29 protein-coding genes and 1 pseudogene are annotated in these 26260 nt (G+C 68.2%); 17 read left to right on the top strand and 13 right to left on the bottom strand.

From position 1 onward, the window contains the following. Positions 1-289: 289 nt before the first annotated feature. On the bottom strand, positions 290-925 hold the full coding sequence (locus ACH34W_RS16340; protein ID WP_395961715.1) for a DUF1772 domain-containing protein: 636 nt from the start codon (positions 923-925) through the stop codon (positions 290-292). A gap of 55 nt (positions 926-980) precedes the next feature. After that, entirely contained in the window at positions 981-1832 is an 852-nt protein-coding gene (locus ACH34W_RS16335) for an NmrA family NAD(P)-binding protein (RefSeq protein ID WP_395961714.1), read from the bottom strand. Between the two features lie 162 nt (positions 1833-1994). Between ACH34W_RS16335 and ACH34W_RS16330 the strand changes: the two genes are divergently transcribed. From ACH34W_RS16330 to ACH34W_RS16315, 4 genes are all read left to right on the top strand, one after another. Beyond that, positions 1995-2981: an AraC family transcriptional regulator gene (locus ACH34W_RS16330; protein ID WP_395961713.1), complete on the top strand. Its 987-nt coding sequence runs from the start codon at positions 1995-1997 to the stop codon at positions 2979-2981. 113 nt (positions 2982-3094) lie between these two features. Next, positions 3095-4201, top strand: coding sequence for a winged helix DNA-binding domain-containing protein (locus ACH34W_RS16325; RefSeq protein ID WP_395961712.1), 1107 nt, complete (start codon positions 3095-3097; stop codon positions 4199-4201). Positions 4202-4279: 78 nt separating this feature from the next. Further along, positions 4280-4834 carry a hypothetical protein gene (locus ACH34W_RS16320; RefSeq protein ID WP_395961711.1) on the top strand — a complete coding sequence of 185 codons (555 nt, stop codon included), beginning with the start codon at positions 4280-4282 and terminating at the stop codon, positions 4832-4834. Positions 4835-4866: 32 nt separating this feature from the next. Then, complete coding sequence (locus ACH34W_RS16315; protein ID WP_395961710.1) at positions 4867-5484, top strand: RDD family protein; 618 nt, start codon at positions 4867-4869, stop codon at positions 5482-5484. 57 nt (positions 5485-5541) lie between these two features. Here the strand turns inward: ACH34W_RS16315 and ACH34W_RS16310 are convergent, their stop codons facing one another. Continuing rightward, positions 5542-8244: a DUF1963 domain-containing protein gene (locus ACH34W_RS16310; protein ID WP_395961709.1), complete on the bottom strand. Its 2703-nt coding sequence runs from the start codon at positions 8242-8244 to the stop codon at positions 5542-5544. 228 nt (positions 8245-8472) lie between these two features. On the opposite strand from ACH34W_RS16310, the gene ACH34W_RS16305 reads away from it, so the two are divergent. From ACH34W_RS16305 to ACH34W_RS16285, 5 genes are all read left to right on the top strand, one after another. Further along, positions 8473-8865 (top strand): hypothetical protein, encoded by a 393-nt coding sequence (locus ACH34W_RS16305; protein ID WP_395961708.1) that lies wholly within the window; start codon positions 8473-8475, stop codon positions 8863-8865. A gap of 122 nt (positions 8866-8987) precedes the next feature. Beyond that, complete coding sequence (locus ACH34W_RS16300) at positions 8988-9275, top strand: DUF6247 family protein (protein ID WP_395961707.1); 288 nt, start codon at positions 8988-8990, stop codon at positions 9273-9275. Continuing rightward, positions 9272-9526 carry a hypothetical protein gene (locus ACH34W_RS16295; RefSeq protein WP_395961706.1) on the top strand — a complete coding sequence of 85 codons (255 nt, stop codon included), beginning with the start codon at positions 9272-9274 and terminating at the stop codon, positions 9524-9526. The genes ACH34W_RS16300 and ACH34W_RS16295 overlap by 4 nt, the downstream gene beginning before the upstream one ends. A gap of 168 nt (positions 9527-9694) precedes the next feature. After that, positions 9695-10054: a DUF6247 family protein gene (locus ACH34W_RS16290; protein WP_395961705.1), complete on the top strand. Its 360-nt coding sequence runs from the start codon at positions 9695-9697 to the stop codon at positions 10052-10054. A gap of 463 nt (positions 10055-10517) precedes the next feature. Further along, on the top strand, positions 10518-11075 hold the full coding sequence (locus tag ACH34W_RS16285) for a hypothetical protein (protein WP_395961704.1): 558 nt from the start codon (positions 10518-10520) through the stop codon (positions 11073-11075). A gap of 98 nt (positions 11076-11173) precedes the next feature. Here ACH34W_RS16285 and ACH34W_RS16280 read toward each other — a convergent pair whose 3' ends face one another. The 3 genes from ACH34W_RS16280 to pdhA are packed head-to-tail and all read right to left on the bottom strand — an operon-like array spanning position 11174 to position 14764. Further along, positions 11174-12661, bottom strand: a complete 1488-nt coding sequence (locus ACH34W_RS16280; protein WP_395961703.1) for a dihydrolipoamide acetyltransferase family protein — start codon at positions 12659-12661, stop codon at positions 11174-11176. Beyond that, on the bottom strand, positions 12658-13674 hold the full coding sequence (locus ACH34W_RS16275) for an alpha-ketoacid dehydrogenase subunit beta (protein ID WP_395961702.1): 1017 nt from the start codon (positions 13672-13674) through the stop codon (positions 12658-12660). The genes ACH34W_RS16280 and ACH34W_RS16275 overlap by 4 nt, the downstream gene beginning before the upstream one ends. Position 13675: 1 nt before the next feature. Then, the gene (gene pdhA, locus ACH34W_RS16270) at positions 13676-14764 is read right to left on the bottom strand and encodes a pyruvate dehydrogenase (acetyl-transferring) E1 component subunit alpha (protein ID WP_395961701.1); all 1089 of its coding nucleotides are present in this window, start codon (positions 14762-14764) and stop codon (positions 13676-13678) included. A 120-nt stretch (positions 14765-14884) separates the two neighbouring features. On the opposite strand from pdhA, the gene ACH34W_RS16265 reads away from it, so the two are divergent. The 5 genes from ACH34W_RS16265 (at position 14885) to ACH34W_RS16245 (ending at position 20074) form a co-directional block, all read left to right on the top strand. After that, the gene (locus ACH34W_RS16265) at positions 14885-15391 is read left to right on the top strand and encodes an Lrp/AsnC family transcriptional regulator (RefSeq protein WP_395961700.1); all 507 of its coding nucleotides are present in this window, start codon (positions 14885-14887) and stop codon (positions 15389-15391) included. 341 nt (positions 15392-15732) lie between these two features. Next, positions 15733-17592: a twitch domain-containing radical SAM protein gene (locus tag ACH34W_RS16260; RefSeq protein ID WP_395961699.1), complete on the top strand. Its 1860-nt coding sequence runs from the start codon at positions 15733-15735 to the stop codon at positions 17590-17592. Positions 17593-17620: 28 nt separating this feature from the next. After that, positions 17621-18175 (top strand): hypothetical protein, encoded by a 555-nt coding sequence (locus tag ACH34W_RS16255; protein ID WP_395961698.1) that lies wholly within the window; start codon positions 17621-17623, stop codon positions 18173-18175. An 11-nt stretch (positions 18176-18186) separates the two neighbouring features. Continuing rightward, on the top strand, positions 18187-19089 hold the full coding sequence (locus ACH34W_RS16250) for a DUF6734 family protein (protein ID WP_395961697.1): 903 nt from the start codon (positions 18187-18189) through the stop codon (positions 19087-19089). A 70-nt stretch (positions 19090-19159) separates the two neighbouring features. Then, positions 19160-20074, top strand: a complete 915-nt coding sequence (locus ACH34W_RS16245; protein WP_395961696.1) for a DUF6734 family protein — start codon at positions 19160-19162, stop codon at positions 20072-20074. A 16-nt stretch (positions 20075-20090) separates the two neighbouring features. Here the strand turns inward: ACH34W_RS16245 and ACH34W_RS16240 are convergent, their stop codons facing one another. The 4 genes from ACH34W_RS16240 to ACH34W_RS16225 all read right to left on the bottom strand — a co-directional run bounded on the left by ACH34W_RS16240 (position 20091) and on the right by ACH34W_RS16225 (position 22103). Continuing rightward, the gene (locus ACH34W_RS16240) at positions 20091-20552 is read right to left on the bottom strand and encodes a hypothetical protein (RefSeq protein ID WP_395961695.1); all 462 of its coding nucleotides are present in this window, start codon (positions 20550-20552) and stop codon (positions 20091-20093) included. Positions 20553-20653: 101 nt separating this feature from the next. Continuing rightward, the gene (locus tag ACH34W_RS16235) at positions 20654-21112 is read right to left on the bottom strand and encodes an STAS domain-containing protein (protein WP_395961694.1); all 459 of its coding nucleotides are present in this window, start codon (positions 21110-21112) and stop codon (positions 20654-20656) included. Between the two features lie 62 nt (positions 21113-21174). Further along, on the bottom strand, positions 21175-21750 hold the full coding sequence (locus tag ACH34W_RS16230) for a DUF5994 family protein (RefSeq protein ID WP_395961693.1): 576 nt from the start codon (positions 21748-21750) through the stop codon (positions 21175-21177). Between the two features lie 80 nt (positions 21751-21830). After that, on the bottom strand, positions 21831-22103 hold the full coding sequence (locus ACH34W_RS16225) for a hypothetical protein (protein ID WP_395961692.1): 273 nt from the start codon (positions 22101-22103) through the stop codon (positions 21831-21833). Between the two features lie 130 nt (positions 22104-22233). On the opposite strand from ACH34W_RS16225, the gene ACH34W_RS16220 reads away from it, so the two are divergent. Further along, a complete protein-coding gene (locus ACH34W_RS16220) occupies positions 22234-23217 on the top strand; it encodes a tyrosine-type recombinase/integrase (protein ID WP_395961691.1) in 984 nt (327 codons plus the stop codon). A 187-nt stretch (positions 23218-23404) separates the two neighbouring features. Here ACH34W_RS16220 and ACH34W_RS16215 read toward each other — a convergent pair whose 3' ends face one another. Next, positions 23405-24679, bottom strand: a complete 1275-nt coding sequence (locus ACH34W_RS16215) for a hypothetical protein (RefSeq protein WP_395961690.1) — start codon at positions 24677-24679, stop codon at positions 23405-23407. A gap of 143 nt (positions 24680-24822) precedes the next feature. Here ACH34W_RS16215 and ACH34W_RS16210 point away from each other — a divergent pair, with 143 nt between their 5' ends. Next, a complete protein-coding gene (locus ACH34W_RS16210) occupies positions 24823-25356 on the top strand; it encodes an SGNH/GDSL hydrolase family protein (protein ID WP_395961689.1) in 534 nt (177 codons plus the stop codon). Positions 25357-25400: 44 nt separating this feature from the next. Here ACH34W_RS16210 and ACH34W_RS16205 read toward each other — a convergent pair. Further along, positions 25401-25706, bottom strand: a pseudogene (locus ACH34W_RS16205) (IS630 family transposase); the annotation flags it as partial. Positions 25707-25765: 59 nt separating this feature from the next. On the opposite strand from ACH34W_RS16205, the gene ACH34W_RS16200 reads away from it, so the two are divergent. Further along, positions 25766-25975, top strand: coding sequence for a hypothetical protein (locus ACH34W_RS16200; protein ID WP_395961688.1), 210 nt, complete (start codon positions 25766-25768; stop codon positions 25973-25975). Positions 25976-26014: 39 nt separating this feature from the next. Here ACH34W_RS16200 and ACH34W_RS16195 read toward each other — a convergent pair whose 3' ends face one another. After that, a complete protein-coding gene (locus ACH34W_RS16195; protein ID WP_395961687.1) occupies positions 26015-26257 on the bottom strand; it encodes a hypothetical protein in 243 nt (80 codons plus the stop codon). Between the last annotated feature and the right edge of the window lie 3 nt (positions 26258-26260).

Raw genomic sequence — 26260 nt, 5'->3', positions numbered from 1 at the left:
GCTGCACCTCCAGGCCCCCGACCTGCTCTACCTCGTCTTCGTGCGTGGTCACAGATGATCCTTCCCGGCTGGGACCTCCCAGCCTTCCGGATCACCACCCCACCCACACGATCTTTCAGACACTCCCGAGCATTGCGCGCCCCGCGTGACGACATGCCCTCGCCACAGCACGCCCGTGTGGGACACACCGCGCAAGTAGCGGCATATCCCACACGGGCGTGATGTGGCGGACGGGCGGCGGTCGCGGTACAGCTGTCCCCTGCCTGCAGCGGGCGAGACGCCCGGGCCATTAGCTGCGCACATGACCCTCGGTCTGTTGTGGCCGCTCCGCATGCCCAGTGCGTCCGCGCAAGACGAGCGCCCAGGTAAGGGAGCCAAAGGCCACTATCGATGCCAGCGTCCGGACGATGTCCCAGGCGACCCAGGGGGTCACGAAGTCGTCGCGTACAGCGGCCAGGTCCTTGATGAGAGCGGGGTCACCCGCCTCCTTCAGGTCGTAGTTGAGCGGGACGTGGACGGTGAAGGTGACGACGAGCGTCAACGTGTAGAAGGCGAGGCCGGCGACGATCCAGCCTGCGGTCCTGGTCGAGTCGGAGCGGCGTGCCTGGGAACCGCGTGCCTGGGAACCGCGTGCCTGGGAACGGCGTGTCTGAACGAGGGCGACTGCGGCGAGCACCGGAGCACCGAGGAAAATCAAGAAGAACGCCGGATTCTCGATCTTCACGATCATCTGTTGCATCGCATCGACGAGTGTCCGGTCGTCGGCCGCGGTCAGGCCCGGCATGACGGCGATCGTGAAGGCGCAGAGGAGGCCTGCGGACAGCCCCATGGCGATCACAGCAGCGCACAGCACGATGTCCGCGTTGCGATCCGTCCGTTGTTGGTTTCTGTTGGCGGGCCTACGGGGTGTGTTGCTGCTGGCCATGTCGGTCTCCTTCGGCCCCGTGTGGGCCGTTGTAGGCGTTCCGATCGGGATGTGGTCAAGTGGCTGGGATGTCGTTCGGGGCCCAGATGCCGGTGGCGGCCACGTCGCGTGCGTAGTCGCTGAAGTCCCGCGGCTCGCGACCGAGGGCGCGCTGAACGCCGTCGGCCAGGTGGGCGTTGCGACCGTCGAGGACCTCACCGAAGAGAACGCCCAGCAATTCGACGACCTGGCTCGGAACGCCCTGCTTCGCAGCGGCGGCGGCGAAGTCCTCGATCGAGACCGGTACATAGCGGATCTCGCGGCCCACCGCCCGGGAGATTTCCAGGACCGCATCGGCGAACGTGAGAAGCCGGGGCCCGGTGAGCTCGTAGACCCCGCCGACATGCCGATCGTCGGTCAGCGCCGCGACCGCGACATCGGCGACGTCGCCCGCATCGACGAACGGTTCAGGCGTGTCTCCGGCCGGAAGTGCGACTTCGTTGCTCTGGACCTGTTCCCGCCAGTGCTCCTCACTGAAGTTCTGGGCGAACCAGGTCGAGCGCAAGACCGTCAGCTCGGCGCCGGAGTCGCGCACGGTCCGTTCTGCACGATCGCTCTCTTCTTCACCACGCCCGGACAACAGGACCAGACGCGAAACGCCGTTCTCCACGGCCAGTTGGGCGAACAGGCCCAGGATCTCCGCGGCGCCTGGAATCGCGTCCCAATAGTGCGAGACGTAAGCCGATCCGACCCCGTCCAGAGCCGGCTCCCAGGTCGAACGGTCATCCCAGTCGAAACGGGGCTCGCCGGAGCGCGAGCCGATGCGAACGGGCAGGCCACGTGCGGTGAGGCGCTCCACCACCCGGCGGCCGATCTTGCCGGTGCCATTGAGCACCAGGATGGGTTCGTGGTGGGTGTTGTCGTTCATGGGTCCTCCAGTCGTTGATCGCTGGTTGTTGATCGCTGGTTGATGCAATACGTCCAGACTCACGCGGCTGGCCTAGGACCGTCTATGACCAGAACGAGCGAATACTTGATTAATCGTCCAGCGTTCTGGACGATCGGACGATGACCATGCATGCTTGTCGTCATGGAAGCGCCCGACCCGTTCCCACCGGCCGATCCCCTTGGCGAGGCACTGCACTTCCTGCGAATGAACGGCGCCTATTACTGCCGCTCCGAGCTCACCGCGCCCTGGGGGCTGACGCTGCCGCCGATGCCGGGCTACCTCTGGTTCCACGTGGTCACCTCGGGCCGGTTCTGGCTCGAGACCGAGGAACGAGAGCAGGGATGGATTCAGCTCGGAGACCTCGCGCTCGTTCCGCACGGGGAAGGTCACTCCCTGCGCAGCGAACCGGGTGCTCCCGCGCCGCATATTCTCGACCTCGAACGTGAGCCAGTCAGCGACCGCTACGAGATCCTTCGCCACGGCGGGGGCGGCGCGCCCACCAGCCTTATCTGCGGGGCCGTGCGCTTCGAGCACCCCGCCGCCGGCAACCTCATCGAGATCCTGCCGAGCACGATCCATATCGAGGCGTCCCGCTCGTCCCGGCTTGAGTGGATGCAGAGCATCCTGCGGCTGATGGCCTCCGAAGCCGGCGAACTCCGACCCGGCGGCGAGGCCGTGATCACGCGGCTCGGGGACATTCTCGTGATCCAGGCGATCCGGGCCTGGATACAGAGTGATCCGGCCGCGCAGCGGGGCTGGCTGGGGGCCCTCCACGATCCCCAGATCGGGCGTGCCATCTCCAACATTCATCGCGACCCCGCGCGACCCTGGACCGTCGCCTCACTAGCTCAGGAGCTGGCGATGTCACGCTCGGCGTTCGCCGCCCGGTTCACCGAGCTCGTCGGCGAGCCGGTGATGAGCTACGTCGCACGCTGGCGAATGCACGTCGCAGTGGCTGCGCTGAAGGAAGAGGGCGCAACGGTCAGCCAGCTCGCCGACCGGCTCGGCTACCGATCCGAGGCCGCGTTCAGCCGCGCCTTCAAACGCGTCATCGGCGTTTCGCCGGGCGCGATCAGGAAAAGCGCCGCCGAGCAGGACCGCGCGCATTTCGCCGCCGCAGCGCGCTGAGGTCTTCGGCATGACGCCGATATTGCCTCGGGGAAGCGGACACTCCTTATGACGTCGATATTGCCCTGAGGAAGCGGACACTCCCTGTCCTATTCCCCTGCGACTGTTGCGGCATGACCCCGAGGAACGTTCTCGACACCCGTTCGCTCAACCGCGCGACGCTCGCCCGGCAGTTGCTGCTCGATCACGCCGACGTGCCGGTACTCGATGCCGTCGCGCACCTGTGCGGCTTGCAGGCGCAGGAGCCGCAGGAGCCGTTCGTCGGGCTTTGGTCCCGGCTGCGCGCGTTCAACCCGGCGGTGCTGTCGGACCTGCTGATCGAACGAAGCGTGGTGCGGATGCATCTCATGCGCCGCACCGTTCACCTCGTCACTGCTGAGGACGCGCTGGCTTGGCGGGCCCGCCACGACGCCATGCTGCGCCAGCGAGTGCTCGGGGTCTACCGCCGTGAGCTCGCCGGGATAGACCTCGACGAGCTCGCGGCGGCGGGCCGGGCGATCACGGCCGACGACGAGCCCCGTTCGATGGGCGAGCTCGGGCGGGCGCTGGCTGTGCGCTGGCCTGCGCCGGGGCCGCGGGCGCTGGGTGAGATGCTGATCAGCCTCATCCCGGTCGTACAGATGCCACCGCGCGGCCTGTGGCGCACGAAAGCGGGGGTACGCAACGTCCTGCTGTCCTCCTGGCTGGGACGCGAGATCGACCCACCGGCCCCGGAGGGCTCCGATCCGGTCGGCGAAGCGCTGGTGCGGCGCTACCTGGCCGCGTTCGGCCCCGCTGCCTCAGCCGACCTGCGAGCCTGGTGTGGCCTGGCCGGACTGCCGAACGCGGTGGCCGCGGTACGCGAGGAACTCATCGCCTTCCGCGACGAGCGCGGCCGGGAACTGCTGGACCTCCCGGACGCGCCGCGTCCCGACCCTGATACACCGGCCCCGGTACGGTTCCTGCCGGCGTTCGACAACGCGATCCTCGGCTACCACGACCGCAGCCGGATCATCGACGACGCCCACCGCGGCCTGTCGGTCACCGGCGCGCGCGTCGTCCTGGTCGACGGCCGGGTCAGCGCGACGTGGGACGTCAAGGATGGCACCGTGGTCGTCACCCCGCTGCGCCGCTTCTCCCGAGCCGACCGCACCGCCGTCGCCGAGCAGGGACGAGAGCTGGCGTCATTCCTCTCCGACAACGACAGCCACCACGTCCAGATCGCCGCGTCCTCCCACTGAGCCGCACGCTGGCTCTCGTTCTCGCGAACAAAAGCCCGTAGCAGGTGAACCAGGACGGGTGTGACGCGTCTAAGGATCATGGTGCCTGCCGGGCTCATCCCGTTATCCTCGCTTCGTCCACGGCGGCTTTGGTACGCGGTGGTGGTGGTTCTCGTCTTAGCCGGGATCGCCAACAGCATGGTTAACCTCGTCCTCCTCATGAAGGATGGCTTGCCGCAGCGCACGTTCAGTGCGGGCGAGACGGTGACCGTGCGCCTGCAGCAGAATTCGCAGCCCGGCTTCTACGTCACCAGCCAAGGTTCGCCGGCCGACCGATGTCACGCGCTCGATTCTGGTGGGCAGCAGGTCGCCGCTGAGCCCGCATCGGGTACGACTTCCCTCAGCGTCAACGGCACCACCTGGTATGTCCTCTCCTTCCTGCGGCTACAGGCCGATGGCAATTACCAGTTGACTTGCCCAAAGACCGGATCGAACGCGAGCGCGCGATACGGCATCGGCACCCCGCCCAAGCCAAGCGCCATCACCACTCCGGCTCTCATTTCCTTGAGCACCTTCGCCGTTGCGGCAGCGCTCGGCATAACGGTGTTCGTACGGCGCCATTCATACTCTCGCCGCCACGCACTGAACAGCTGAACGGCCGAACGCACCCCAAGGAAGGAAGTCCTATGACACAACCGCCGCAGAATCACGCTTCCGAAGACCAGCCTTGGTCGAACCCGGGCGGAAATGAGCCGACGTCGGACTCGTACATTGGCCAGCGACCACCCCAATATCAAGGGTACGAAGGTCCGCCGGGTTCGCCCGTGGCCCAGGAAGTTCCTGCCGTACTGGCCGGCCGAGGGGCACGGCTCCTCGCTTCGATCATCGACATGATTCTCCTGGTCACGGTAGGCCTGCTGGCGGTTCTCCCGTTCGTAGGCGCCGACGGACTCTTCGGGAAGGCGGATTCCGACGCCGAAAATGTGTCCGTCTTCGTCTCCATAGGCCCGGGAGCGGGAAACTTCGCCATCATCGGCATCGCCTTCTTCTACTTCTGGCTCATGCACGCTAAATGGGGGCAGACTCTCGGAAAGAAGGCGCTTGGAATTCGCGTCGTTCGTGCCGAGGACGGGGGGCCGATAACTTCAGGCCAGGCCGCAGGACGGTCAGCCTTCTATCAGGTTCTCGGCGGGGTCATCGGATGTGTCGGCCTCATCGACGCGCTCTGGTGCCTGTGGGACGGGCGCAAGCAATGCCTGCATGACAAGGTTGCCAAGACACTGGTGATAAAGGTGAACGGGTAGCCGCCCGATCGTCCGACCCGACCGAGTCCACACCTGGACGGTCTTTTCGGACAGGCATTAGTAGCAGTCGGCTGACAGCCAGGTCCGGCTGAAGTCGCCCTTCTTGAGGTCGTTCTCCCTGATGGTGAAGTAGAGGCGGCCTCCGTCTCCCCATAGCCACCCGAGGTCGTCGTCGGTGTCGAGTTGCAAGAGGAGTCGCCACTCAGGTGTGGACGGGAGGAGCGCGGCCTCGCGGGGGTCCGGCTCGTCGCCGTCCAGGGGGATGCCGTTCGAGGACATCTGGATGTGGTGCCACATCGGGCCCTGGATCCAGTCGGGGAAGCCGCCGATCTTGTGGAGGGGCTCGCCAGCGGGGCGACGGCCAACAGGAGGGAGGGACTCCCAGGCGTCGCTCAGCGAGTAGAGGCGGCTACTTGTGCTGGCGGGAAGTTCGAGGACGGGCCTCTTGGGTCCCTCATCCGGGTAGTCGTCGTCCTCGTCCGGGTCGTCGTCCTCGTCCGGGTCGTCGTCCTCGTCCGGGTAGTCGTCGGCGGGGAAGTAGCCTGCGTTCTCCTCGTCGCCGATGGTGAAGGCGGTGTGGGAGCAGGTCATGGTGCGTTCGAGGAAGAGCAGGGCCTCGTCGGGGGTCTCGGTCTCCATGGCGGCGGAGGTGGAGTGGATGACGCGCCAGCCGTCGGTTCGGGTGTGCGCCAGGCCGTCGAAACCATCGAAGCCCGGCTCCGCGTTCACGACTTCGTCACGGAAGTTGAGGAAGTCGTAGAAGAAGTTGAGGTAACCAGTGCGAGGCAGGTCCACCGCGCCCAGGGCGGTCACCTCGGCGCAGTCGATGACGGCGAGCAGGCTCAGCGGGCGGCCGTTCCGGGTCGGCCACGAGGTGCCTCGATCGAGGAGAGGGGCTCCACCCATGCGGGTGCGTCCGCCGGTGCTCGGGCCGTGCGACAGCCGCACTTCGGAACGCACGAGTTGGTCGGCGTACTCGGGTCCGAGGTACCGCAGGCTCTGCTCTTGTTGGTCACGGCGCAGCTCCGTCCAATCGCGGAGGTCGATCGGAGGAACGAGGGCCGGGGGTGTGATCGGCCGTTCCTGGTGGCGGGTCTGCGGCTCGATGGGGGAGACGGGGAGCGACGCTTTGGCCAGGTCAAGGTCGGCCAGGGCGAGCTCGAAGGGCTGTCGACCGGCGGTCAGGGTGACCAGACGGTCGGCGGACGGGTCGAGCGCCACCACGCCTTCGGCGGGGGGTTCGGTCACGTGGACGATCTGGTCTCCCACCACCGTCCAGATCGCATTGTCGGCGCCGGCCAGCAGGATCCCGCGGTGCGGCTCGTACCAGAGGACGCGGTCACCGCAGAGCCGCTCCGGACCTCGGGCCACGCAGGTCCACCGGGAACCCTCCAGGCGCCACAGCTCGTCGTTAACGAAGAGGTAGACGCCGGCGGGCGTTCCGGCTGCCGCTCCCGGGCCCTCCGGCGAGATGCCCTGGGTCTCCAGCCGACGCCAGCCTCCGTCCGTGAACGCCCACGTGTCGTTCCGGCGTGATGCCGCTCGGACGCCCTCGACCCGCCGGTCCCCGCCCACGAGAACGAGACGATCGTGGAGCTGGTCATAGGTCATCGCGGCTTGCCCCGAGGGACGCGAGCCAGGCCCGTCCTCTGCCAGGCGGCGGAACGCCTCGTCACCGCCGCTGCGCCACAGGACACCCATCCCGTCCAGGAGCCACAGGTCGGAGCCGTCGGTGGCGAAGTTCGTGTCGAGACCCAGCATTGTCGACACTTCGGGGCTCGCCGGACGTGCCCACGCGCCCCAGCGTCCTGCCTCAACGAAGCGCACCGAGAGGTCACGCCGGTGAACGATGCCGAGGCGGCCGTCCAGCACCACCGGCGACGCCATGTCAGCGGACGGGAGTTCGAGCGGCGCCTCGACGCGCCGGAACTCCCCGCCGTCCGAGCACCACGTCTCCGCCACCGCCATGCCGCTCGAATCGTGCCCGCCGAACAGCACGAAGGCACCGTCACCGGCACCGGCGGCCAGCAGGGCACCCGAGCGAACGGCGGGGATGCGAAGCGCGCCGACCCAGCGGTCTCCCTCCAGGACCTTGACGTCCATCGTCCCGGTCTCGTCATCGGCGACCGCGCAGACGGCTCGTCGCCGGAACGGGCAGTAGGCGAGCGTGGAGATGTCGGTGTAGCCCTCTGCCAGCGGAGACGGCAGTTCGCGCCAGGTCTCGCCGGTCCACTCATGGGTGACGCGGTCGAAGTCGACGGCGATCACTCGGGAGCTCACCGGGTCCGCGGCGAGTGTGGCGAAGGTCGGCCCATCGACGGTGGACGCGATCCCTCCGCCGTCGAGCAGGACGGTGGTGTGCGAGCCGTGGAGCATCGGCTTGCGGGTCGAGGGGTCGAACACCGCGGTGACCTCACCGGTGATCCTGGAGCCTGCGATGACGAGGGGTTCGGAGCCGTCCAGGGCTTGCAACCTGGCCGTTCCCTCGCCGTCGACGTACCCGGCCACCGGAACGCGGGCCTCCTCGTCGAAGTAGGCGAACGCATGCCAGCTCGGATAGCCGTTGCGCCAGGCATAGCCGTCCTCGCGCGGGAGGACCGGCGCTTCGGGCCTCCAAGCCGATCCGTCCCACCGCCAGACCAGCAGCTCATGGCCGCCGAACTGCACCATCACCGGCCCGCTCGGCGTGGCCGTGATCGCCGACGTGTGGCTCGCCGACGGTGATGGGTGAGGCGAGCCCAGCGGAGTCCACGGCGGCATCGAGATTCGTCCCTCCTGCGCAACGACCCCACCATCACACCAAGATCCTTGATCTTGCGTGACCGTTTTGGTCGCACCTCCCGCACCGAGCGTTCACCCAAACGGCCGAACGCCTACGCCCGCATGACCAGCCGACGAACAGTGCGTTCAAGATCTTTTGCCGGAATGGCCCAGTGGTTCAAGATCGGCAACGGACGGACAATGATCCACTCCAGTAGAAGGAGACCCATGAAGAAGCTGCTCAGGACCGCCGTGGTGGGCACCGGCGTTGCGACGGCGTGCCTTGCTCTCGCGCAGCCCGCGTTGGCCAACTCGTTCTCGAAGAACGTCGGCGACGGCACCGTCAGCTACAAGGACGATTCGGACCAGTTCTGCGCGCACGCTTTCAACACCGAAGGTCTGCGTTCTGTGACGGTGAAGCTGACTCCGGTCAGCGGGTCCGGCCCGACCCACCACTGGACGGACAAGAACGTCAACTACAGCAGCGGCGGCACCTCCGGTGCCACGTGCCGGAGCCTGGCCACCGCCTACGAGGACACCCAGTACCGCGCCCAGATCTGGTCGTACTGGGGTGAGCGGGGCACCACGGTCAGCCGCGGAACCGTCACGTTCAGCAGCTGATCGCACAACCTGTGACCATCTGAGCTCCCCGCATACCGCTACTCGGTATGCGGGGAGCTCGACGCCAGCACTGACCGCCCGTTCTGCGGACGGGGACGAGGCAGCCTCGTAGACTCCCTTCTATGAGCGCGCAGCCATTGCACGAGCCGGACCCGGCGGGCCCGGCCGACCCGCGAGAGATCCTGCGGCTGCTGCCGGAGCGCTGGCACGGCCAGTTTCTGGCCGAGTACCGCGCCGCGCTCGACGCGGCACACGAGGTGTGGCAGTGGCAACAGCTGCGGGAGGTGCTGCACCGGTGGTCGCTGCGGGCCGCCGCCTACAGCGACCCGGAGTTCGACACAGCGGCCGAACAGGCACGGCACGCGCGGCCCGAGGACCTGACACCGCTGCCGGGCTGGGCCACCCGGTGAGCTACCGGCCGATGCTCATCGGCCGGGCCCTGGAGCAGTTCGACGGCCTCAAGGACGATCCGGACGCCTATCACGCGCTGATGGAGCGTCTGCTGCGGCTGGTGGACGCTCCCTGGGATGCCTGGCCGGTCTACCCGGACGGTGAGCCGGAGTTCCGCGAGACGCAGTTCGGCGAGAACGGGCTGCTCTCGTTCCGGGTGTACGACGACGCCGAGCTGTTGATCATCTTTAACATCGTGTGGGCGGCTTAAGGCGGGCCAATCAGAAACCCGGTCGGCGGCGCCGCCACCCGGCACATGAGACGCACGAGCCGGCCCGGTGTGGCCCGCTCCCCTTCCGAGCCGACGCCGCGCTTCTGTCGCGCCTGCTCGATGAGGTGGAATGGCACGAGCGTGACCAGCAGGAGGTGAGGCGTCGTCATGACCGTCCAGCGACACGACAGTCCCCGACCGCTGATCGAGCGGACCTTCACCGCCGTGCGCGCGGCCTTGCCTGCGGCCAACGTCGCCGCGTTCGACGCCGAGCTCGAAGCGATCACCCACGCGCCCGTCGTCAACCTGGCGGCGCTGGATGACTTCCTTTCCGCGTGGTGGCGCATCGCTACGCATGCTGCCACCGATCCGGCCGACTGGCAGCGCATGCACGACGAGGCCGAGCAGCTGCAATCCGGTGTGCGCACGACAGGCCCGACGCTGGCCGAGGTGCTGGCTCGGCGCGGAGTCCTAATCGACCCGCAAGGCGAGGTCGTCGTGCTCCGTGTGGACCGCTTCCCCGTTTGAATCGCGCGTCACTGCGCCTTTTTCCTCGTCGCGGGCGACGATACGGATCGGTTCGTCTTCGCCACAGTTGAAACGGCGCGCGAGCGCCGTCGCGTCCAGCACGACCATCAGCGCGTTCGCCTCGCACGGTGTCACCGAGCGTGATGCAGCCCACAGTGTGGTGACGTTGAGCGAAACTGTCGTAGCGGATTGCTACCTTCGCGGATGTGAAAATCGTGCATCCGGGTGAAACTGCTGCTGACGCCCGAGCGGGCGGCGGCACCGCAGCAGACCCTGCACGCGGTCAATCAAGCGGCCGCCCTCCCAATGCCGCCGCAAGGCCACCTCCAAACCGGTCGCCTTCCGAGCCGACGCCGCGCACACCTTCCGTGATCGCTATCGGGCGCCCGCCTGTACGGGCACCGCTCCGCAAAGCGCCGCGCCGAACTCGCTATGTCCGCCGCAACCGCAAAGGTCAGCGACTTTGATAGCTACCTGGTTTCCGACGAACGCCAGTTACGACCAGCTCAAGCGTCTAGCAGAGCTGCACGCCCTAGATGTCGACTTCGCCTACGACCGGATCGGCGCCTCGAACAACGTGCCGACCGACCGGTTGATCGTCAACTATCTGCGGCATGAGTGCACCGACTACGACGAGGACCAGACCTCCGAGCGCCACCGCGCAGCGTGTGAGGCCATTGCCAAGCGCTACCCATGTCTTGCCGAGGAGTGCCAGCGGCAGATCAAGCGCCGCCACGACAAGGACGAAGAGATCGCGGCCATGGTGGCTTCGTACGAGATCGAGAAGGAGCAGGAGCGCGCCGAGCGCCGCGCCCGGGTCGAGGCGTCGAAGCGGATCATCGCCGGGCTGCGTGTGGGTCAGAAGGTGATGTACAAGAACCGTCGTTACACCTACGAAGCCACGGTCACCAAGATCGGCCGGTCGAAGGTGACCGTCGCCTACCAGGTCAAGACCGGCAAGGACCGCGACCGCACCGCAACCGTGCACGCCGCGTTCGTCACCCCGGTCGAGGCCGCCTGAGCCGGTGAGGAGGTTCCGTCCGCAGCCCGGTTTCCCCCAAGAGACCGAAGGCGTGCCACGCGAGCCCGCCACGTGATCGGCTCCATGCTCAGCGCGCGTCAGGCGTCGGCGAGAAGGATCGCGGGGTTCTCGACGCAGTCGGCCACGTAGCGCAGGAAGCCGCCGGCGGTGCCGCCGTCGCAGACCCGGTGGTCGAACGTGAGGGACAGCTGCGTGATCTTGCGCGCCGTTACCGTGCCTTCGACCACCCAGGGGCGGTCGATGATGCGGCCCACACCGAGGAGTGCGGCCTCAGGATGGTTGATGATCGGGGTGGATCCGTCCACGCCGAAGACGCCGTAGTTGTTGAGCGTGAACGTTCCCCCGGTCAGCGCCTGGGGTGACAGCCCGCCCGAGCGTGCCAGGCCCGTGAGCCGGGTCAGTTCGGCGGCAAGCTGCGCGGTCGTCATCAGGTGCGCGTCCCGGACCACGGGCACGACCAGGCCGCGGTCGGTCTGCGCGGCGAAGCCGAGGTTGACGTGCCCGTACCGAACGATCTCGGAGCGGTCGGTGTCGACGGAGGAGTTGAGTTCGGGGAAGCGCCGGAGGCCGTCCACGCATATGCGGGCCAGCATGGCGAGCAGCCCGATGCCGAGGTCGGGGCGAGCCTGCTGGAGCGCGTTCTTTGCTTCGAGTAGACGGGTGGCATCGACGTCCACCCAGGTCGTGGCGTCGGGAATCTCACGGCGGCTACGGCTCAGCTTGTCGGCCACCGCACGGCGAAGCCCGCGCAGCGGGATGCGCTCGGTTGTCTGAGGGCCATGCGGTGTCGCGGGGGCTTCAGGCGGCTTGCGGCTGTCGGCGATGGCCTGCTCGACGTCGCGGCGCAGGATCACGCCGCGCGGTCCGGTGGGGCTGACGGCGGCGAGGTCCACCCCGTGCTCCCGGGCGATCCTGCGAACGAGCGGAGAGATCACGCGAGGCGGGTGGCTCGGTTTGCCTTCAACAGCGGGTGAGAACGACTGCGGTGCGGGCACGGCAGCGTTCCGGCCTGCGGCGTTCCGACTGGAGGCCTGCAAATCGGCCGCCTTGGGCACGGCGGCCTGCAGGTCAGCGGCGGTCTGGCCGGAGGCCTGCCGATCGGCGGCGGTCTGGTCGCTGGCAACGTTCCGGTCGTCGGCGGCGTTTCGTTCGGCGGGCCGGGAGGGGCCGCGCCGCCGCCTGCGCCGGCCGGACGTGTGACCGGTGCCGTAGCCGATCAGGACGTTGCCGGAGCCTGCCTGTTCCTCCTCGCGGTACCGGGCCGCGGCGGGGTCGATGTCCGGAGCCGCGGCGGGCGTCGGCGCGTTCGCGGCGGCCGGGCCCACTTCGATGAGGGGTTCGCCCACCGCCAGTACGGCGCCCGTCTCCGCGTGCAGCCTCACGACCGTTCCGGCGTAGGGGACAGGGACCTCCACCACCGCCTTGGCGGTCTCGACGTCCACGACGATCTGGTCGATCTCGACCGTGTCGCCGACGGCCACCTTCCACTCGATGATCTCGGCTTCGGTCAGGCCCTCGCCGAGGTCGGGGAGGCGGAATACCTGGCGTGCGGGAGCGATCGTCATGATGCCTCCCGGGCCAGGTGGAGGACGTCGGGCTCGTCGTCGAACTGGAGACGGTCGACCGCGTCGAGGATCCGGTCGACGTCCGGCAGGTGCGAGTGCTCGAGCTTCGGGGGCGGGTAGGGGATGTCGAACCCCGTGACGCGCAGTACGGGAGCGGCCAGCGAATGGAAGCAGCGTTCCTGGACGCGCGCCGCGATCTCCGCGCCCACTCCGGCGAACCCCTGCGCCTCCTGCACCACCACGCAGCGGCTCGTCTTGCGCACCGATGCCACGACGGTCTCATCGTCGAACGGGACGATCGTGCGCAGGTCGACGACTTCCAAGGAGATGCCGTCCTCTGCCGCCGCCTCGGCCGCCTGGAGGGCCACCGGGAGGCTGGGCCCGTAGGCCACCAACGTCGCGTCGCTTCCCTCGCGTCGTACCGCCGCTCGACCAAAGCTCGAAGCGCGCCGTTCGCCGGGAGTGGCCTCCTCCTTGGACCAGTACAGCCGCTTGGGCTCCATGAAGATCACAGGGTCGGGGTCGTCGATGGCGTCGCGCAGCAGCCAGTACGCGTCGTCCACGGTCGCCGGGGTGACGACCTTCAGGCCCGGCGTGTGGGCGTAGTAGGCCTCGCTGGAGTCGCAGTGGTGCTCAACGCCGCCGATGCCGCCCGCGTACGGGATACGGATCACCAGCGGCAGCGGCACCTGGCCGCGGGTGCGGTTGCGCATCTTGGCCACGTGCGAGGCGATCTGCTCGAACGCCGGATAGGCGAACGCGTCGAACTGCATCTCGACCACCGGGCGGAAGCCGCCCATCGCCATGCCCACGGCGAGTCCGACGATCCCCGCCTCGGCCAGCGGAGTATCGAAGCACCGATCCTCGCCGAACTCCTTGGTCAGCCCGTCGGTGATCCGGAAGACCCCACCCAGCGGGCCCACGTCCTCGCCGAAGACCAGCACCCGCTCGTCCTCGCGCAACGCGTCCCGCAGCGCCGCGTTCAGTGCCTGCGCCATCGTCATCGCGGTCATGTCAGCCCTCCAGCTCGGACGCCAGCTGTGCCCGCTGCTCGCGCAACTGCGGCGTGGGATCGGCGAAGACGTGGTCGAACAGCTCAAGCGGGTCGGTCTCCGGATCGACGTTCATCTCGTCGCGCAGACGGGAAGCGAACGCTTCGGCGGCCTCGTGCGCTGCGGTGATGTCCTCCGTGCCGAGCAGGCCCCGGGTGCGGAGATAGGTCTCCAGGCGGGGGAGGGGGTCGGCCGATTCCCAGCGTTCGACCTCTTCGTCCTCCCGGTACCGCGAGGCGTCGTCGGCGTTGGTGTGGGCGTCCATGCGGTAGGTGTGCGCCTCCACCAGGAACGGGCCGCCTCCCGTCCGCGCATGCCGCACGGCCTCGGTGAGAACGGACAGGACCGCGACAAGGTCGTTGCCGTCCACCTGCTCGGAACGGACGCCGTAACCGATCCCCTTGTAGGCCAGCGCGGGAGCCGCAGTCTGCTTCGCCAGCGGCACCGAGATCGCGTACTTGTTGTTCTGCACGAAGAACACGACTGGGGCGCGCAGGACCGCGGCGTAATTGAGCGCCTCGTGGAAGTCACCCTCGCTGGTGCCGCCGTCGCCGATGAAGGCCATCACGACGGAGTCCTCGCCCTTGCGGCGCAGGGCTTCGGCCATGCCCACCGCGTGGATGGTCTGGGTGGCCAGCGGCGTGCACTGGGGCGCGACGTGCGTGGCGGCGGGGTCGTACCCGCAGTGCCAGCCGCCGCGCAGCAGGGTGAGCACCTCGACCGGATCGACGCCGCGGGCGACCAGGGCCACCGAGTCCCGGTAGGTCGGGAACAGCCAGTCGTCCTCGCGGAGCGTGAGCACGCCGGCGATCTGGCAGGCCTCCTGCCCGCGGCTCGACGGGTAGACCGCGAGCCTGCCCTGCTTGGTCAGCGCGGTCGCCTGGCGGTCGAAGCGGCGGCCCAGGACCATCCGGCGGTACGCCCCCACCAACTGCTCGTCCGCCGGTGCCGGGTAACCCTCGGGCGCCTCGACGGCCGTGCCGTCCTCGGCGACGAAGCGCACCGGAACGACTGAAGGAAGAAGATGATCGACCTTTGTCCCCACGGGCATGGCGGCGCTCGCTTTCTCTGGACGCTTGACACCCAAAGGGTCCTCAGACGCGACCATCCGTTCAAGACACCGGGCACAATAGGCGACAAATAGCTCGGTTCCACGCCCTGAGGAGGCCAAATGTCGGGGGACGAGGACGTATCAGCGGGACGGCTGGGACATTCTGCCCGGCTGGACGAGGTGGACCGCGCGATCATCGCCGAGTTGCTGCGCGACGGCCGGATCTCGGTCCGGGCCCTCGCCGAACGGGTCCACATCTCCCGCGCCAACGCCTACGCGCGCCTCACCCGGCTGATGGACGACGGAGTGATCACCGGCTTCACCGCCGAGCTCGCCCCGCAGAAGGCGGGCCTCGGCACCACCGCGTACGTCTCGGTCACCATCGAGCAGAACACCTGGCGCGCGGTAACAGCCCGGCTCCGGGACATCCCCTACATCGAGCACTTCGCGATGGTCGGCGGCGACTATGACGTGCTGGTCCTGGTCAGGGCTCCGGACAACGCGGCGCTCAGGCACGTGGTGCTGGAACGCATCCAGGACATCCCCGGAGTCCGCGGCACCCGCACATGGCTGGTCTTCGACGAGGCACGCGGCCGCGGCGCCAACTGGGGAGCAAGCGAGGACTGAAGCCGGGGCGTAACGGCGGGCCGAAGCGTAGAACCCGAATGTCACCAGCGCTGTCATGGCGCCACCAACGCTGTCATGGCGCGCGAACCGGGCCGACGCGGCCGTGCCCGCCGCACCGCCATGGCCGGACAGGCCGTGGCCGCCGCACCGCCATGGTCGGACAGGCCGTTCCCGGTCATCGTTTGGCCGAGATGGGCCTATCGCATAGCCACGCGGCGATGCACGGGGTCCACTGATCAGAGTCGGCCCGGCCCCGAGGGACCTCATAGGCGACGGCCAGGCGACTGCGAAGGGGGAGACAGGTCAGTGTCGATCCACGAAGCCGAAAAATGCGCGAAGCGATGACTCACGAGACTGGGAAGAGAGCACCGCTCTGCGTCGCCCCCTTCGTCTCGCTGGCCGTGTGGGCCGACGGCGAGTCGGTCATCTGCTGTGAGGACAAAGGACCGGCGGCCGGTCACCTTGGCTCGGTCGACGACGTGTCCGAGCTGGTCAACAGCGAGACGATGCGCAGTGCCCGCAAGCAGTTCATGGGCGGCAAGATCCCCGGGGGCTGCCGGGCGTGCCTGGACGAGGCGACGCGCCAGCCGACCGTTTTCCACTATTACCGGGACAACTTCCGCTGGGAGGACGTCGCGGAGGACTACGACGAGGCGACCGGCACGGTCGGCCGAACGCGTTATCTGCTGATCGCCCTCAGCAATCTCTGCACCTACGGCTGCCGGATGTGCTTCGACAAGCTCAGCACGCGGCTGAACTCGGATCGTCACCGGATGCTGGGTGTGGAGCCGGTCGGTTACCAGCGCAACGACATCGACAAGGTCATCGGCTTCATCCGGGCGAACCCGGTTCGTGCCGTCACGTTCCACGGGGGCAATCCCATCAACGAGCCCCGGTTCCTGGACGTGCTGACCGTGCTGGCGAGCGACGCGTCCGTGGAGATCATCTCGAACGGTTCCACCCTGACCTCCGGGAACGTCGACATCCGACCGCACCTGACGCGGTTTCGTGAGGTCCGTTTCAACATCAGCCTGGACGGCACGCGGAGGACGACGGAGTACGTGCGCATGCACAGCAGGTTCGACGACGTGCTCCGCCACTTCACCGAGGTCAGGGCCCTGCCCAACGTGACCGTCAACCTGCACAACACGATCACCAACCTCAACGTGTTCGATCTGCCCGCCTACTACACCATGGTGCTCTCGGGGGAGTTCGCCGACGCCGACTCGATCTCCAGCTACGTCGCCACGGTGCCGGACGTCCACCGCGTCTCCACCCTCCCTCCCGATCTCCGGCGGCTGGCGCGCGACCGTATCGAGGACTTCCTGCGCGTACTGGGCGACCCGGGCGGCTCGGGCGCGTTCGGTGTCAAGGCGGCCCGAGCACGCGCGTACGCGCGGAACGTCCTCCGCCGGATCGACTCGGTCCCTTACAACCCGCGCCTGTTCACCCGATTCCTTGATCTGACCCGGAAGACGGACGCCTTCTACCGCGTCGAGTCACTGCCGGAGTACAGCACTTACCTCACGGGAAATGCCCCGGTGCCTGCCCTTTCGCACGTCTCATCCCAGCCCGACGCTCCCGAGGTGGGAGCGGAGAAAGGAGCCGTCGTGCCCGACAACGCTCTCCAGTTGACCGAGGATTCCGACGCCGCCGCAGGTCCCTGCCCGTACGTCGGCGAGCGCCGGTTCTCACGGTCCGAATGCATCTTCGGCTGGACCGCGGCGTTCCAGCAGAGCTGCACGGCAGTCACGGTGCGGATCCGGCTCGTGCCGGACGCGGGGATCACAGCCCAAGAGATGACGACGCTGCGAACGAGATGGGAGACCGGCATCGAGGGCAAATGGAGCGGCCAGTTCGTTTGCACGGGACCCTACGGTGACTCGACCATCACTTTCAACGCGCAGTTCGTGACCTCCAACGCCCACCACACGGTCCGGGTGAGCAGGGGCCCCGGCCAGACCAACATGACGCTTTGGCACACGACCGACAGCGGCGACGTCGCCGCACACGAGTTCGGTCACATGATCGGCAACCAGGACGAGTACACCGACAGCCGCTGCCCGAACCGGACGCCTGTCAACACCGGGACGGTCATGCACGTCGTCGCCGGGCCGGCGGTGCAGCGCCACGTCAACCGGGTCTGTACTTCGGCGCCGCTTGCGGCCGAGCACTTCTCGATCGGCCTGGACCTCATCTAGGCCCTGCTTCTTCACAACGAGGGACGACATGCGGACAATCATCGAATCATTCACCCGGCCCGACGTCGAACGCATGCAGGCCGCGGTCTCGCGGCTGGCCGGCGGGGCTGCGGACGCCGCAGACGATGTGACGATCGACCTGTTCATCGCGGGTGGCTGCCCAGGGCAACGGCTGGAGTTCCGGGCGACGATCCCGGCGCAGAACGCGGCCGAGGTGTCCTATGAGGACGAGCGGCGGAGCGTCAGCGAGCGGTTCTCGGCGGAGGTCCGCGCCGAGGAACTCACGGTCCTGGCGCAGCATCTGGACGTCGGGACCCTGATGGAGCTGGCGCCCAACGCCGACGAGCGGTACGTGCCGGACTCGATCACCTGCTCGATCGCCATGACGGCGGGCAACGCCCGGATCACACTCCTGTTCGCCGTCGACGCTGTGGATCCCCCCGCGGATGAAGAGGTGGCGATGAGGATCCAGCCGGGGCAGGTCCCGTTCGTGCTTCGCGCCTCGGAGGCGCCCCCGAGCGTCCGCCCGGCGCTCGAACAGCTGGCGACGGTCGTCAACCGGCTCGTAGCGGACCGCCGGTAGCTGGTCGCCGAATGAAAGCCATTCACGTCAACTCCACCCTGCCGTCCGTGCCGTACCTGGGGCGCCTGAAGGGGCCTGACGGCTACCAGGTGGAGGACTTCGAACTGCTCACGACCATTCTCTCGGCCGCCGCCTGGCGCCGGTTCAACGGTCCGGTCAAGCTGTACACCGACCACGTCGGGGAGGCCTACTACCGCCGGCTGGGCATGACGGAACTGTGGGACGGCGGAATCGACACCGACGTGCTGGAGTCGCTGCCTCCCCTGATCCACCACAACGTGTTCTGGACCGCCGGTCGCGTCGCGGCCCTCCGGGCGGAGACGGCGCCTTTCGTCTCACTGGACACCGACCTCATCGTCTGGGGGGCGCTCGACGACCTGATCACCTCGGAGTTCATGGCGCTGCACCCGGAGCCCTTGCACCACATGATCTACAAGCCTCGGTGCGAGCTGAGTACGCCCACCGGTTATGTCTGGGAGGAGTGGGACTGGGAGGCCACCCCGTGTAACGCCGCATTGACGTACTTCGCGGACGACCGGCTCACCGAGATGTTCCACGCCAAGGCGATGGAGTTCATCGTGGGAAACCCGGTCCAGCGGGAGGCAGTGGACCGCCTGCCGGTCTACGACGTGTTCGTGGCCCAGCGGCTGCTGCCGATGTGCGCGCTGAGACTGGGGGTGCGGCCGACGTACTTCCTCGACTGGCCCCGGCCGGGGCGCAACAGCGAGACCATGGCCGGCGGTGGAAGGAACGAACTGGTCACCCATGTCTGGGCCTACAAGGATGCGCTCAAGGGCGATCCGGACCACCGGGAGGCCTTCTGCCGGCAATGTGTGGCCCGGATCCGCACCGACTACCCCGGCCTCGTGGGAATGCTGCGCCACATGCCCAGCATCCAGCGCTACCTGTCGTGAGAGGGCCATCATCTGCGGGCCGCGGCGGTGAGCGGAGCCGTCAGCCGGGATGCCGTGGAAGAGGTCGATCGTGAGGGCGATTCACGTCGTGTCCACCCGGCCGACCACGAACTACTATGTCTCGCGCTCCGAAAACGCCCCGTACCGGCAGGAGGACTTCGAGGTCCTCACCACGGTCCTGTCGGCCCTCGAATGGCGTCGGCACAATGGAACGATCCGGCTCTACACCGATCCCGTGGGCCGGGAGTTCTACGATCGGCTGGGGCTCCTGGACCTCTGGGACGGCGGCGTCGATTCCGAACATCTGGATCCGGCGTCTCAGACGATCAACTGCGGCGTCTTCTGGTCGTTCGGAAAGATCGTTGCCCTGCGGCGGGAGAAGGCCCCGTGCTGTGTCATGGACACCGACCTCATCGTCTGGAAAAGCATCCGGAAGCTGGTCACCGCGGAGGTCATGAGCCTGCATGAGGAGCCACTCGGCTTCGCCTCCTACGTCGGCCAGGACAGCCTCGTCGCGCCCCCCGGCTTTAGCTGGAGCAACCTGGACTGGTCGGTCACCCCGTGCAGCGCCGCACTGCTGCTCTTCACCGAAGACGGATTCAAGGACGAATACGCCGACCGGGCGCTGTCGTTCATGGAGGGCAACCCGATCTTGTCGGAGCCCGGCGGGGCCTTGCCCGCACACCCGATCTTCGTGGAGCAGCGACTACTACCCATGTGCGCGCACGCGAGTGGCGTGCACATAGGTTCGTTCCTGCGCGACTACAGGGGAGCCGAGTTGCGATCCGGACGAAAGAACACGGCATTCACTCACCTGTGGAACGCCAAGACACTCCTTCACAACAACCCGATGAGGAGAAGGGAACTCTGCGCGAGATACGCCCAAAGAATCCGGCGTGACCACCCGGAAACAGCGAGAGTCCTCGTGAAGTCCGATCTTCTGCAGGACTACTTTGAGACATCGGACGACCTGCCGGCACCTTGACCACCCCGCATTGGGCCTAGCGGTCGGTGGTGAGCTCGTCCGGCTGGAACCAGGTGAAGGTGTGGGTGTACCAGGTGGCGGTGCCGTTCCGGGCAGGCCGACGACCGTAGGTGAGGGCGATGATGCCGCGACGGGGCTCCGGGTGGCGGGCGAGTGTCCGGTCATCGGGCTCGGACCGGTCACGGGTGGTGTCGTGGATCTCGCCCAGCAGCAAGCGGTCGGCTGTGCGTAGTTCCAGCCGCAGGTCCAGCGGACCGCTTCCACTCGCGGCGAAGCGGGTGGAGAGTTCCTGGATCAGCGCCGTCATCTGATTGGTGAGGGTGTCTGCGGCCGAGCCCAGTCCCCAGCGTTGCAGCGCGGCGTGGATTGTTCGACGGACGTGGGCGGTCGCCGACCGCCCGCTGGGTAGTCGCCATCGTCCAGTGTGCGGTGTCGGTGATGCGGCCTCGTCGGCGTCGTGAGGGGACACAGTGCTCACGGGATTCTCCTATCACAAGCAAGCCCGGGCCGAGTTCCCGCTCGGTTGGCGGCGCCGGACCGGGCGCCGACTGGTCGTGTTGCTGGTCTTGTGCCCTGCGTTCAGCTGCGCATGCCGCTGACTTGTGCCAGAGCCGCAGGCTGGGGTTGCAGGCTGCGTCGGACGGTGAGGACGCGGTCCAGTCCGGTGATGCGCAGCAGCTTGGCGACTTGTGGCCGGGCGTTGGCCAGTTGCAGGGTGATGCCGAGCCCGGTGGCGCGGCGTTGGGTGCCGATCAGCACGGCCAGTCCGGCGGCGTCGCAGAAGGTCACCTCGCCCAGGTCCAGGGTCAGCAGCCGGGCGCTGTGGTGCAGTGTGCCGATCAGGTGCTGGCGCAGTGCTGGAGTGGAGGCGATGTCGAGGTCGCCGTGCAGGGCGACGATGGTGTGGCCGGGGCGCCCGTGGGTGGGCATGCCCGCCTTGGCCGCGGTCTGGGAGCGGCGGACGGCGGTGAACCCGGTGTACCCGGCGTACCAGGTGGACGCGGTGGACGCGGTCGGTGGGGTGGCGATGATGGTCATGGCGATCTCCGATCGCTGGTGGGCGGACCCGGCCGTGCCGGGCCGGGATGGCGGGCGCGGGGTCAACGCGCTACAAGGTCTTCGCGCAGCCGTCCACCCTCCGATTCCCAGGCGCTCTGGGATGCCGTCTCGGTCCCGGCCGGGTCTTGCCTGGCAGGTGTGGTCAGCGCGGCCAGCAGCTCGGGGGTGCGCAGGTGGTTGGTGGTGTGGGCGGCCAGTTCCATGGCCGCGCTGGCTGCCGCGTGGCCGGTGGACGCCGGGACGGTGAGCAGGTCGACGCGCCGACCATCGGCGTAGATCGCGGTGAGCAACCCGGCGGGCAGGGTGTCGAACCAGCTCAGCCGCACCACCCGGGTGTCGGCCGGGCCGTCGACGCGCAGTCGGCGTGGCCGGCTGTCCCAGTCGGCTACACGCAGCATGATGTGGGTGATGGGACGGCGATCGTCGGGTCGGCCGAGGGCTTGCAGGGCCAGGATCAGTCCGGGCAGTTCGGCGGCCGGGTCGGCCGAGCGGGGCCACCAGGCACCGTCCAGCGATGAGCGAGCCGAGCCCGCAGGACGCGGCGGCCGCATCCGCAGCCGGGGTGTCGAGGGTGGCGAGAGGCTGATCGTTGTGCGTCGTTCAGTGGTCGTCCACATGGGTCTATGTCCCTTCCCCCCGGGCCGCCGGGTGGCGGCTCGGGAGGTTGTGATCGGGATGGGCCGGCCCCGGGATGGGGTCAGTGGTGTCCCCGCAGCTGCGGGGCGAGGCGGCGAAGCCCGGTGAGCCACGCGGTTCCGGTCACGAGCGTGACCAGGATCGTGGCGGCCACCAGGATCGACAGCGCCATGACCACTGCCATCAGCAGGCCGACCTGGACCAGGAACACGATGAAAACGATCACCGTGGCCAGCGCGATCACGGCTGGCCAGACCTGGTTCATCCGGGAAGCGCGCCTGCCCGGGGTCGCCCCGGGCCAGTCGGGCCGATGAGCACGATCGGGCATCGGCATGAACATCCCCCTTGTCGGGGTGAGCCGGTGTGGCGGGTCAGCCTCAGGATGGGATGTCGTCGTCGCCGGATGTCTTCATTCTACCCTAGAAACTTCCGATATTCAGAAATATCTGAAGTAGCCTGAGGGAGTGGTCTCTGATACTTCGCGCCCAACCGGTGACGCGGCATCGCACGGCGAGCGGCGGCGGGGTGCCCGCCCGACCCCGCTTCCCGAGAGCCTGCAGGCGGTATTCGCCGAATATCAACACAGTCTCGCTCGGCCGGGCGGACCGCTGGACGCCGGCACCGTCCGCGTCTACGCCTCCCGGGTCCGCCAATACCTGTCCTGGCTGGCCGCCGATGGAACGGTCGAGGGCGACCCGCTCACCGACCCCGACGCCCGCGACCGGGCCGCCCGGGACTATCGCACCCACCTTCAGACCGTGGCCGAACGCAAGCCCGCCACCATCAACGCGCATCTGACCGCCGTCGATGACTTCTACCGCCGCCGGGGGCTGGGCCCGGCTGCAGCCGAACGCGCCGACCGCCCCCCGACCACCCCCCGGGCCCTGGACAAACGCGACCAGCTCCGGCTGCTGCGCGCAGCCGACCGCGCCCCGCTGCGCGACAAGGCGATCGTCTACACCGCCTTCTACGCCGGCACCCGCATCAGCGAGACCACCAGCCTGGACACCGGCGACGTCCATTTGTCAGCCCCCAAGGGCCGACTGATCGTCCGGCACGGCAAGAACGGTAAATACCGCGAGGTTCCCCTGCACCCCAAGCTCCGCACGGTGCTGGAGGAATGGCTGGATGAGCGGACCGGCCGGAAGGGCGCCGACACCAGCCCTGCGCTGTTCCTCAACCGCCGCGGCGGCCGCCTGTCGGCCCGCTCGGCCTACACCGCGCTACGCGCCATCGCCGACACCGCAGGCCTGCCACTGGGCCGCGACGGTGTCTTCACCCCGCACGTCCTGCGACACACCGCCGGAACCACCATGACCCTCCAGGGCACCGACATCGTCATCGTCGCCGAACTCCTCGGCCACTCCGTCGAAACCGCCCGCCGCTACAGCCGGCCAACCCACCAAGACCGCCAGCAAGCCATCGAACGACTCACCACCGACGAATGACCGCCGAACCCGGATCGACGCCGGAGCAAAACTCCACGGGGAAGACCTCCGCGCCCTGACCGTCGGCGCCGGGAAACAGCTGGGCCGCGGAGCCGCCGGTGCGGCCGTGCCGGGCCGGGCCGTGCCGGTGGCCGGTGACGTCAACGGGTGCCGATCAGCGATGTCAGGCTTCGTGCCGGACAGCCGGCTACCAGGGCCCACCGTGGCCGCCGAGCAGGGCGACGCGTTCACGCAGGTAAAGTTCGCGCGACCGCGGGTGCAGTGCCGAGGTGATCGCACGGCGCTCGCGCAGGGCCTCGACGGCCAGAACGAGATCGTCGGTGCGGCTGGCAGACTCTTCTGCCTCCGGCATCGTCCACTCGTCCAGGGTGAACAGCGGCACGGCAGTTGCGGGCAGATCGAGCACCTGCTTGAGCGGTTCCCCGTTCAGGAACGCCTCGTCGGGATCCAGCGCCAGCATGTGGACCTCCAGCCGGCCGAGGGCGTCCCCGAACTCAGGGTGTGGATCAAGCGCCCGGCCGCCGACGCTGTGCGTCTGTTCGATCGTGTCGGCGGTCTCCTCGTCCGCCACCTGGTGTGCGGTCCCGTTGATCCAGCCGAACGGCAGGCCGAAGCCGAACCGGTGGAACTCGACCCTGATGTCGCCCTGGCCCAGGCCCGTGACCAGGGACTGGAACACCAGGCCGTCGGTGCCGCCCGGGGTGATGAAGCCCGTCATCCGCATCGCTGCGCAAAAGTAATTGGCGTTGTCCCACATCGGGTACTCCCAGTCTTGGAAGCACTCCTCCAGCTCGGCCATGGCCAGCGGCATGCTCGGTGCCGACTCGATCCGGGGCGCGGCGTCAAGCGCCGCCCTGATCCTGTCCGGCATCGGGGGCGTGTCCAGCCCCAAGCCCGGCAGGCGGTGCGCCGTACCACGCGGGTCGATCTGGTGCAGCGCACGGATCGCCGCCGCCACGGTCTTCTCCTGCGAACGCCCGGCCAGCAACCGGAATCCGCTGTCGGGATGCCGGATCACCCACTGGCACAGAACCTCCTGGTCCCGAAGCGAGGCCGCGATGCCGAACGCCTCGTCGGAGCCGGACGCCAGCAGGCACGGCAGCACGCACCAGGGCTTGTTGTGCAGAACGCCCTTATCGTCCACACGGGTGGCGATCCAAGGCAGGACGCCGTCGCCATACCGCTCGTACAGCGCGAGGTTTTCCATGCCCCGTGGGTCGGCCTCCCAGGTCAGACCGGTCGCGATCGCCGTGAACTCCGCCGCGTCCGCCAGGCTCAGCAGAGCTGCCCAGACGCGATCGAGCTCCAGGACGAACGTGCCGTCGACCAACTCTCCTTCACCGCGCCGGAACGTCTGCGTTCGAGCCAGCAGCGCGCGAGCCTCCTCAAGGGACATCAGCCCGCGATCGTCCAGGCGGGTCACGCGGGCGTCGCGCATCGCGGCACGCAGATGATCATTCACGCGGACACGCTAGTGCTGTGACCGCATAGGTTCGCCGGATTGCTTCATGAGCTGCGTGCCATGGCGGCCGCGGCAACGGGTGGAGTCCTCGATGTCGTGCCTGGTCTGCGGGCCGTGTCAGTGTCCTGGTGCAGGATGTTCATATGACCGTTCTTTTGCTCGGTGACAGCAACCTCGCGGTGCTTCAGGACCAGTACCCGGACCTCGTGCCGCTCGCGGTCGGCGGCGACGTCGAGTCCTGCGCGGTCGGCGGTGCCTGGTCGGGGTCCCTGCGAGGCCAGGTCGGCGATCGGGATCCGGCGTCGTATGACGCGGTCGTGCTGTCGATCGGGAGCAGCGACAACCATCCGGCCTTCTCGAGCTCCCTGGGCCTCTTCCGCAAGAACGTGGCTCGCGAGCTGGAGCGCGGTGGTCGGTGGGTCGCGCTCGTGCCCCCGGGCCTTGCTCGTGCTCCCGAGCCGTTCGACACCGCCGAGGTCAACGACCTGATCAGGGATTATGCCGAGGTGCTGGCCGAGCTGGTCACGACGGCCGGCGGCACTGCGATCAGGGTGCGCGCGGTGACAGACCGGCTGGGCCCCGCCGCGTTCGACCCCGACGGCATGCACCTGTCGCGCGCGGCCTACGAGGCCCTGGTGCCAGAGATTGCCGAAGCCCTCAAGCCGATGTCTCGGTAAGGTCCGGCGCCGTGGAGAGGCCGACCAGCACCCGAGACGGGCGGTCAGGCCGCGGCGAGTGGGCGTCCGCCCCAGCGGATGCCCTTTTCGCTGCGGATGCGGGCGCGTTCGCGTCGTTGGGCGGCGAGAACGTCGGGGTGGCGGGCGTTGGTGTTGCGCCAGCGCAGGTAGGCGTGCAGGGCGCGGGTCTGCGCGGTGTGGTTGGGGTGGTGGGAGTTGGCGACGGTGAACTGTCGCAGCGGTCCGAAGTGGGTTTCGATCGGGTTGGCCCAGGACGCGTAGGTCGGGGTGAAGCACAGCTCGACGCGGTTCTTCTTTGCCCAGCTACGGATCTTGTCGCCCTTGTGGGAGCCCGTGACCGAAATCGTCGCCAGGTACTATGTCAGGCACTACGGGCTGGAGGTGTGACATGCAGGCGGTCTGGAAAGACGGCAAGCTCCTGCTGTCCCCCCTCATCGGTGACGGCGCAAAAGTCATCCCGCCTGATCACCCCGACTATGAACGGCTTCGCCAGAGCGCTGTTGACCTCGATGCGTTGCGCGACACCCCAGAACAAAACCGTGCCAGGGCCGACTGGTTGCGTTCCCGGCTGGCGCAGAGTGGTCGCCGCTCCGCCTGAGCTTGCTCACCAAGATTCACGGTAGGCCAAAAGGCCCCGTCAGGAGCCGTTCGGCTCCGCGCTCGACCGCCCGACCGGCTCAAGCGCTGGCAGTGCATTGATCCGGTCCCGCAGATTGAGCGCCGTAGCGGTATCTACGCCGGCCAGGTCATCGGCGAGGGCGGCGAGCCGCTCACGGCTGTTGGAACGCAGCCCGTCCGGCGTGATCGTGTCGAGAACCTGCCCGGCGAGCGCCGCCGCGTCGTCGTCGCGTCCACGGGCCGCCTCGCCGCGCGCCAGCACCAG

Source organism: Actinomadura sp. 6N118, from assembly GCF_044326415.1.
In the GTDB taxonomy this organism is placed as follows: domain Bacteria; phylum Actinomycetota; class Actinomycetes; order Streptosporangiales; family Streptosporangiaceae; genus Spirillospora.
Note: the sequence above shows the minus strand (reverse complement) of the source record. Positions and strands in the feature narration are given on the sequence as shown.

Excerpts from the sequence above, each read along its gene's own strand:
- ACH34W_RS16335 (WP_395961714.1), bottom strand. The coding sequence starts at position 1,832 with ATGAACGACAACACCCACCACGAACCCATCCTGGTGCTCAATGGCACC.
- ACH34W_RS16265 (WP_395961700.1), top strand. The coding sequence starts at position 14,885 with ATGTCGGGGGACGAGGACGTATCAGCGGGACGGCTGGGACATTCTGCC.
- ACH34W_RS16235 (WP_395961694.1), bottom strand. The coding sequence starts at position 21,112 with ATGACCATCATCGCCACCCCACCGACCGCGTCCACCGCGTCCACCTGG.
- ACH34W_RS16210 (WP_395961689.1), top strand. The coding sequence starts at position 24,823 with ATGACCGTTCTTTTGCTCGGTGACAGCAACCTCGCGGTGCTTCAGGAC.
- ACH34W_RS16275 (WP_395961702.1), bottom strand. The coding sequence starts at position 13,674 with ATGACCGCGATGACGATGGCGCAGGCACTGAACGCGGCGCTGCGGGAC.
- ACH34W_RS16200 (WP_395961688.1), top strand. The coding sequence starts at position 25,766 with ATGCAGGCGGTCTGGAAAGACGGCAAGCTCCTGCTGTCCCCCCTCATC.
- ACH34W_RS16330 (WP_395961713.1), top strand. The coding sequence starts at position 1,995 with ATGGAAGCGCCCGACCCGTTCCCACCGGCCGATCCCCTTGGCGAGGCA.
- ACH34W_RS16290 (WP_395961705.1), top strand. The coding sequence starts at position 9,695 with ATGACCGTCCAGCGACACGACAGTCCCCGACCGCTGATCGAGCGGACC.
- ACH34W_RS16225 (WP_395961692.1), bottom strand. The coding sequence starts at position 22,103 with ATGCCGATGCCCGATCGTGCTCATCGGCCCGACTGGCCCGGGGCGACC.
- ACH34W_RS16315 (WP_395961710.1), top strand. The coding sequence starts at position 4,867 with ATGACACAACCGCCGCAGAATCACGCTTCCGAAGACCAGCCTTGGTCG.
- ACH34W_RS16300 (WP_395961707.1), top strand. The coding sequence starts at position 8,988 with ATGAGCGCGCAGCCATTGCACGAGCCGGACCCGGCGGGCCCGGCCGAC.
- ACH34W_RS16310 (WP_395961709.1), bottom strand. The coding sequence starts at position 8,244 with ATGCCGCCGTGGACTCCGCTGGGCTCGCCTCACCCATCACCGTCGGCG.
- ACH34W_RS16320 (WP_395961711.1), top strand. The coding sequence starts at position 4,280 with ATGGTGCCTGCCGGGCTCATCCCGTTATCCTCGCTTCGTCCACGGCGG.
- pdhA (WP_395961701.1), bottom strand. The coding sequence starts at position 14,764 with ATGCCCGTGGGGACAAAGGTCGATCATCTTCTTCCTTCAGTCGTTCCG.
- ACH34W_RS16305 (WP_395961708.1), top strand. The coding sequence starts at position 8,473 with ATGAAGAAGCTGCTCAGGACCGCCGTGGTGGGCACCGGCGTTGCGACG.
- ACH34W_RS16325 (WP_395961712.1), top strand. The coding sequence starts at position 3,095 with ATGACCCCGAGGAACGTTCTCGACACCCGTTCGCTCAACCGCGCGACG.
- ACH34W_RS16250 (WP_395961697.1), top strand. The coding sequence starts at position 18,187 with ATGAAAGCCATTCACGTCAACTCCACCCTGCCGTCCGTGCCGTACCTG.
- ACH34W_RS16230 (WP_395961693.1), bottom strand. The coding sequence starts at position 21,750 with ATGTGGACGACCACTGAACGACGCACAACGATCAGCCTCTCGCCACCC.
- ACH34W_RS16255 (WP_395961698.1), top strand. The coding sequence starts at position 17,621 with ATGCGGACAATCATCGAATCATTCACCCGGCCCGACGTCGAACGCATG.
- ACH34W_RS16280 (WP_395961703.1), bottom strand. The coding sequence starts at position 12,661 with ATGACGATCGCTCCCGCACGCCAGGTATTCCGCCTCCCCGACCTCGGC.
- ACH34W_RS16260 (WP_395961699.1), top strand. The coding sequence starts at position 15,733 with ATGACTCACGAGACTGGGAAGAGAGCACCGCTCTGCGTCGCCCCCTTC.
- ACH34W_RS16340 (WP_395961715.1), bottom strand. The coding sequence starts at position 925 with ATGGCCAGCAGCAACACACCCCGTAGGCCCGCCAACAGAAACCAACAA.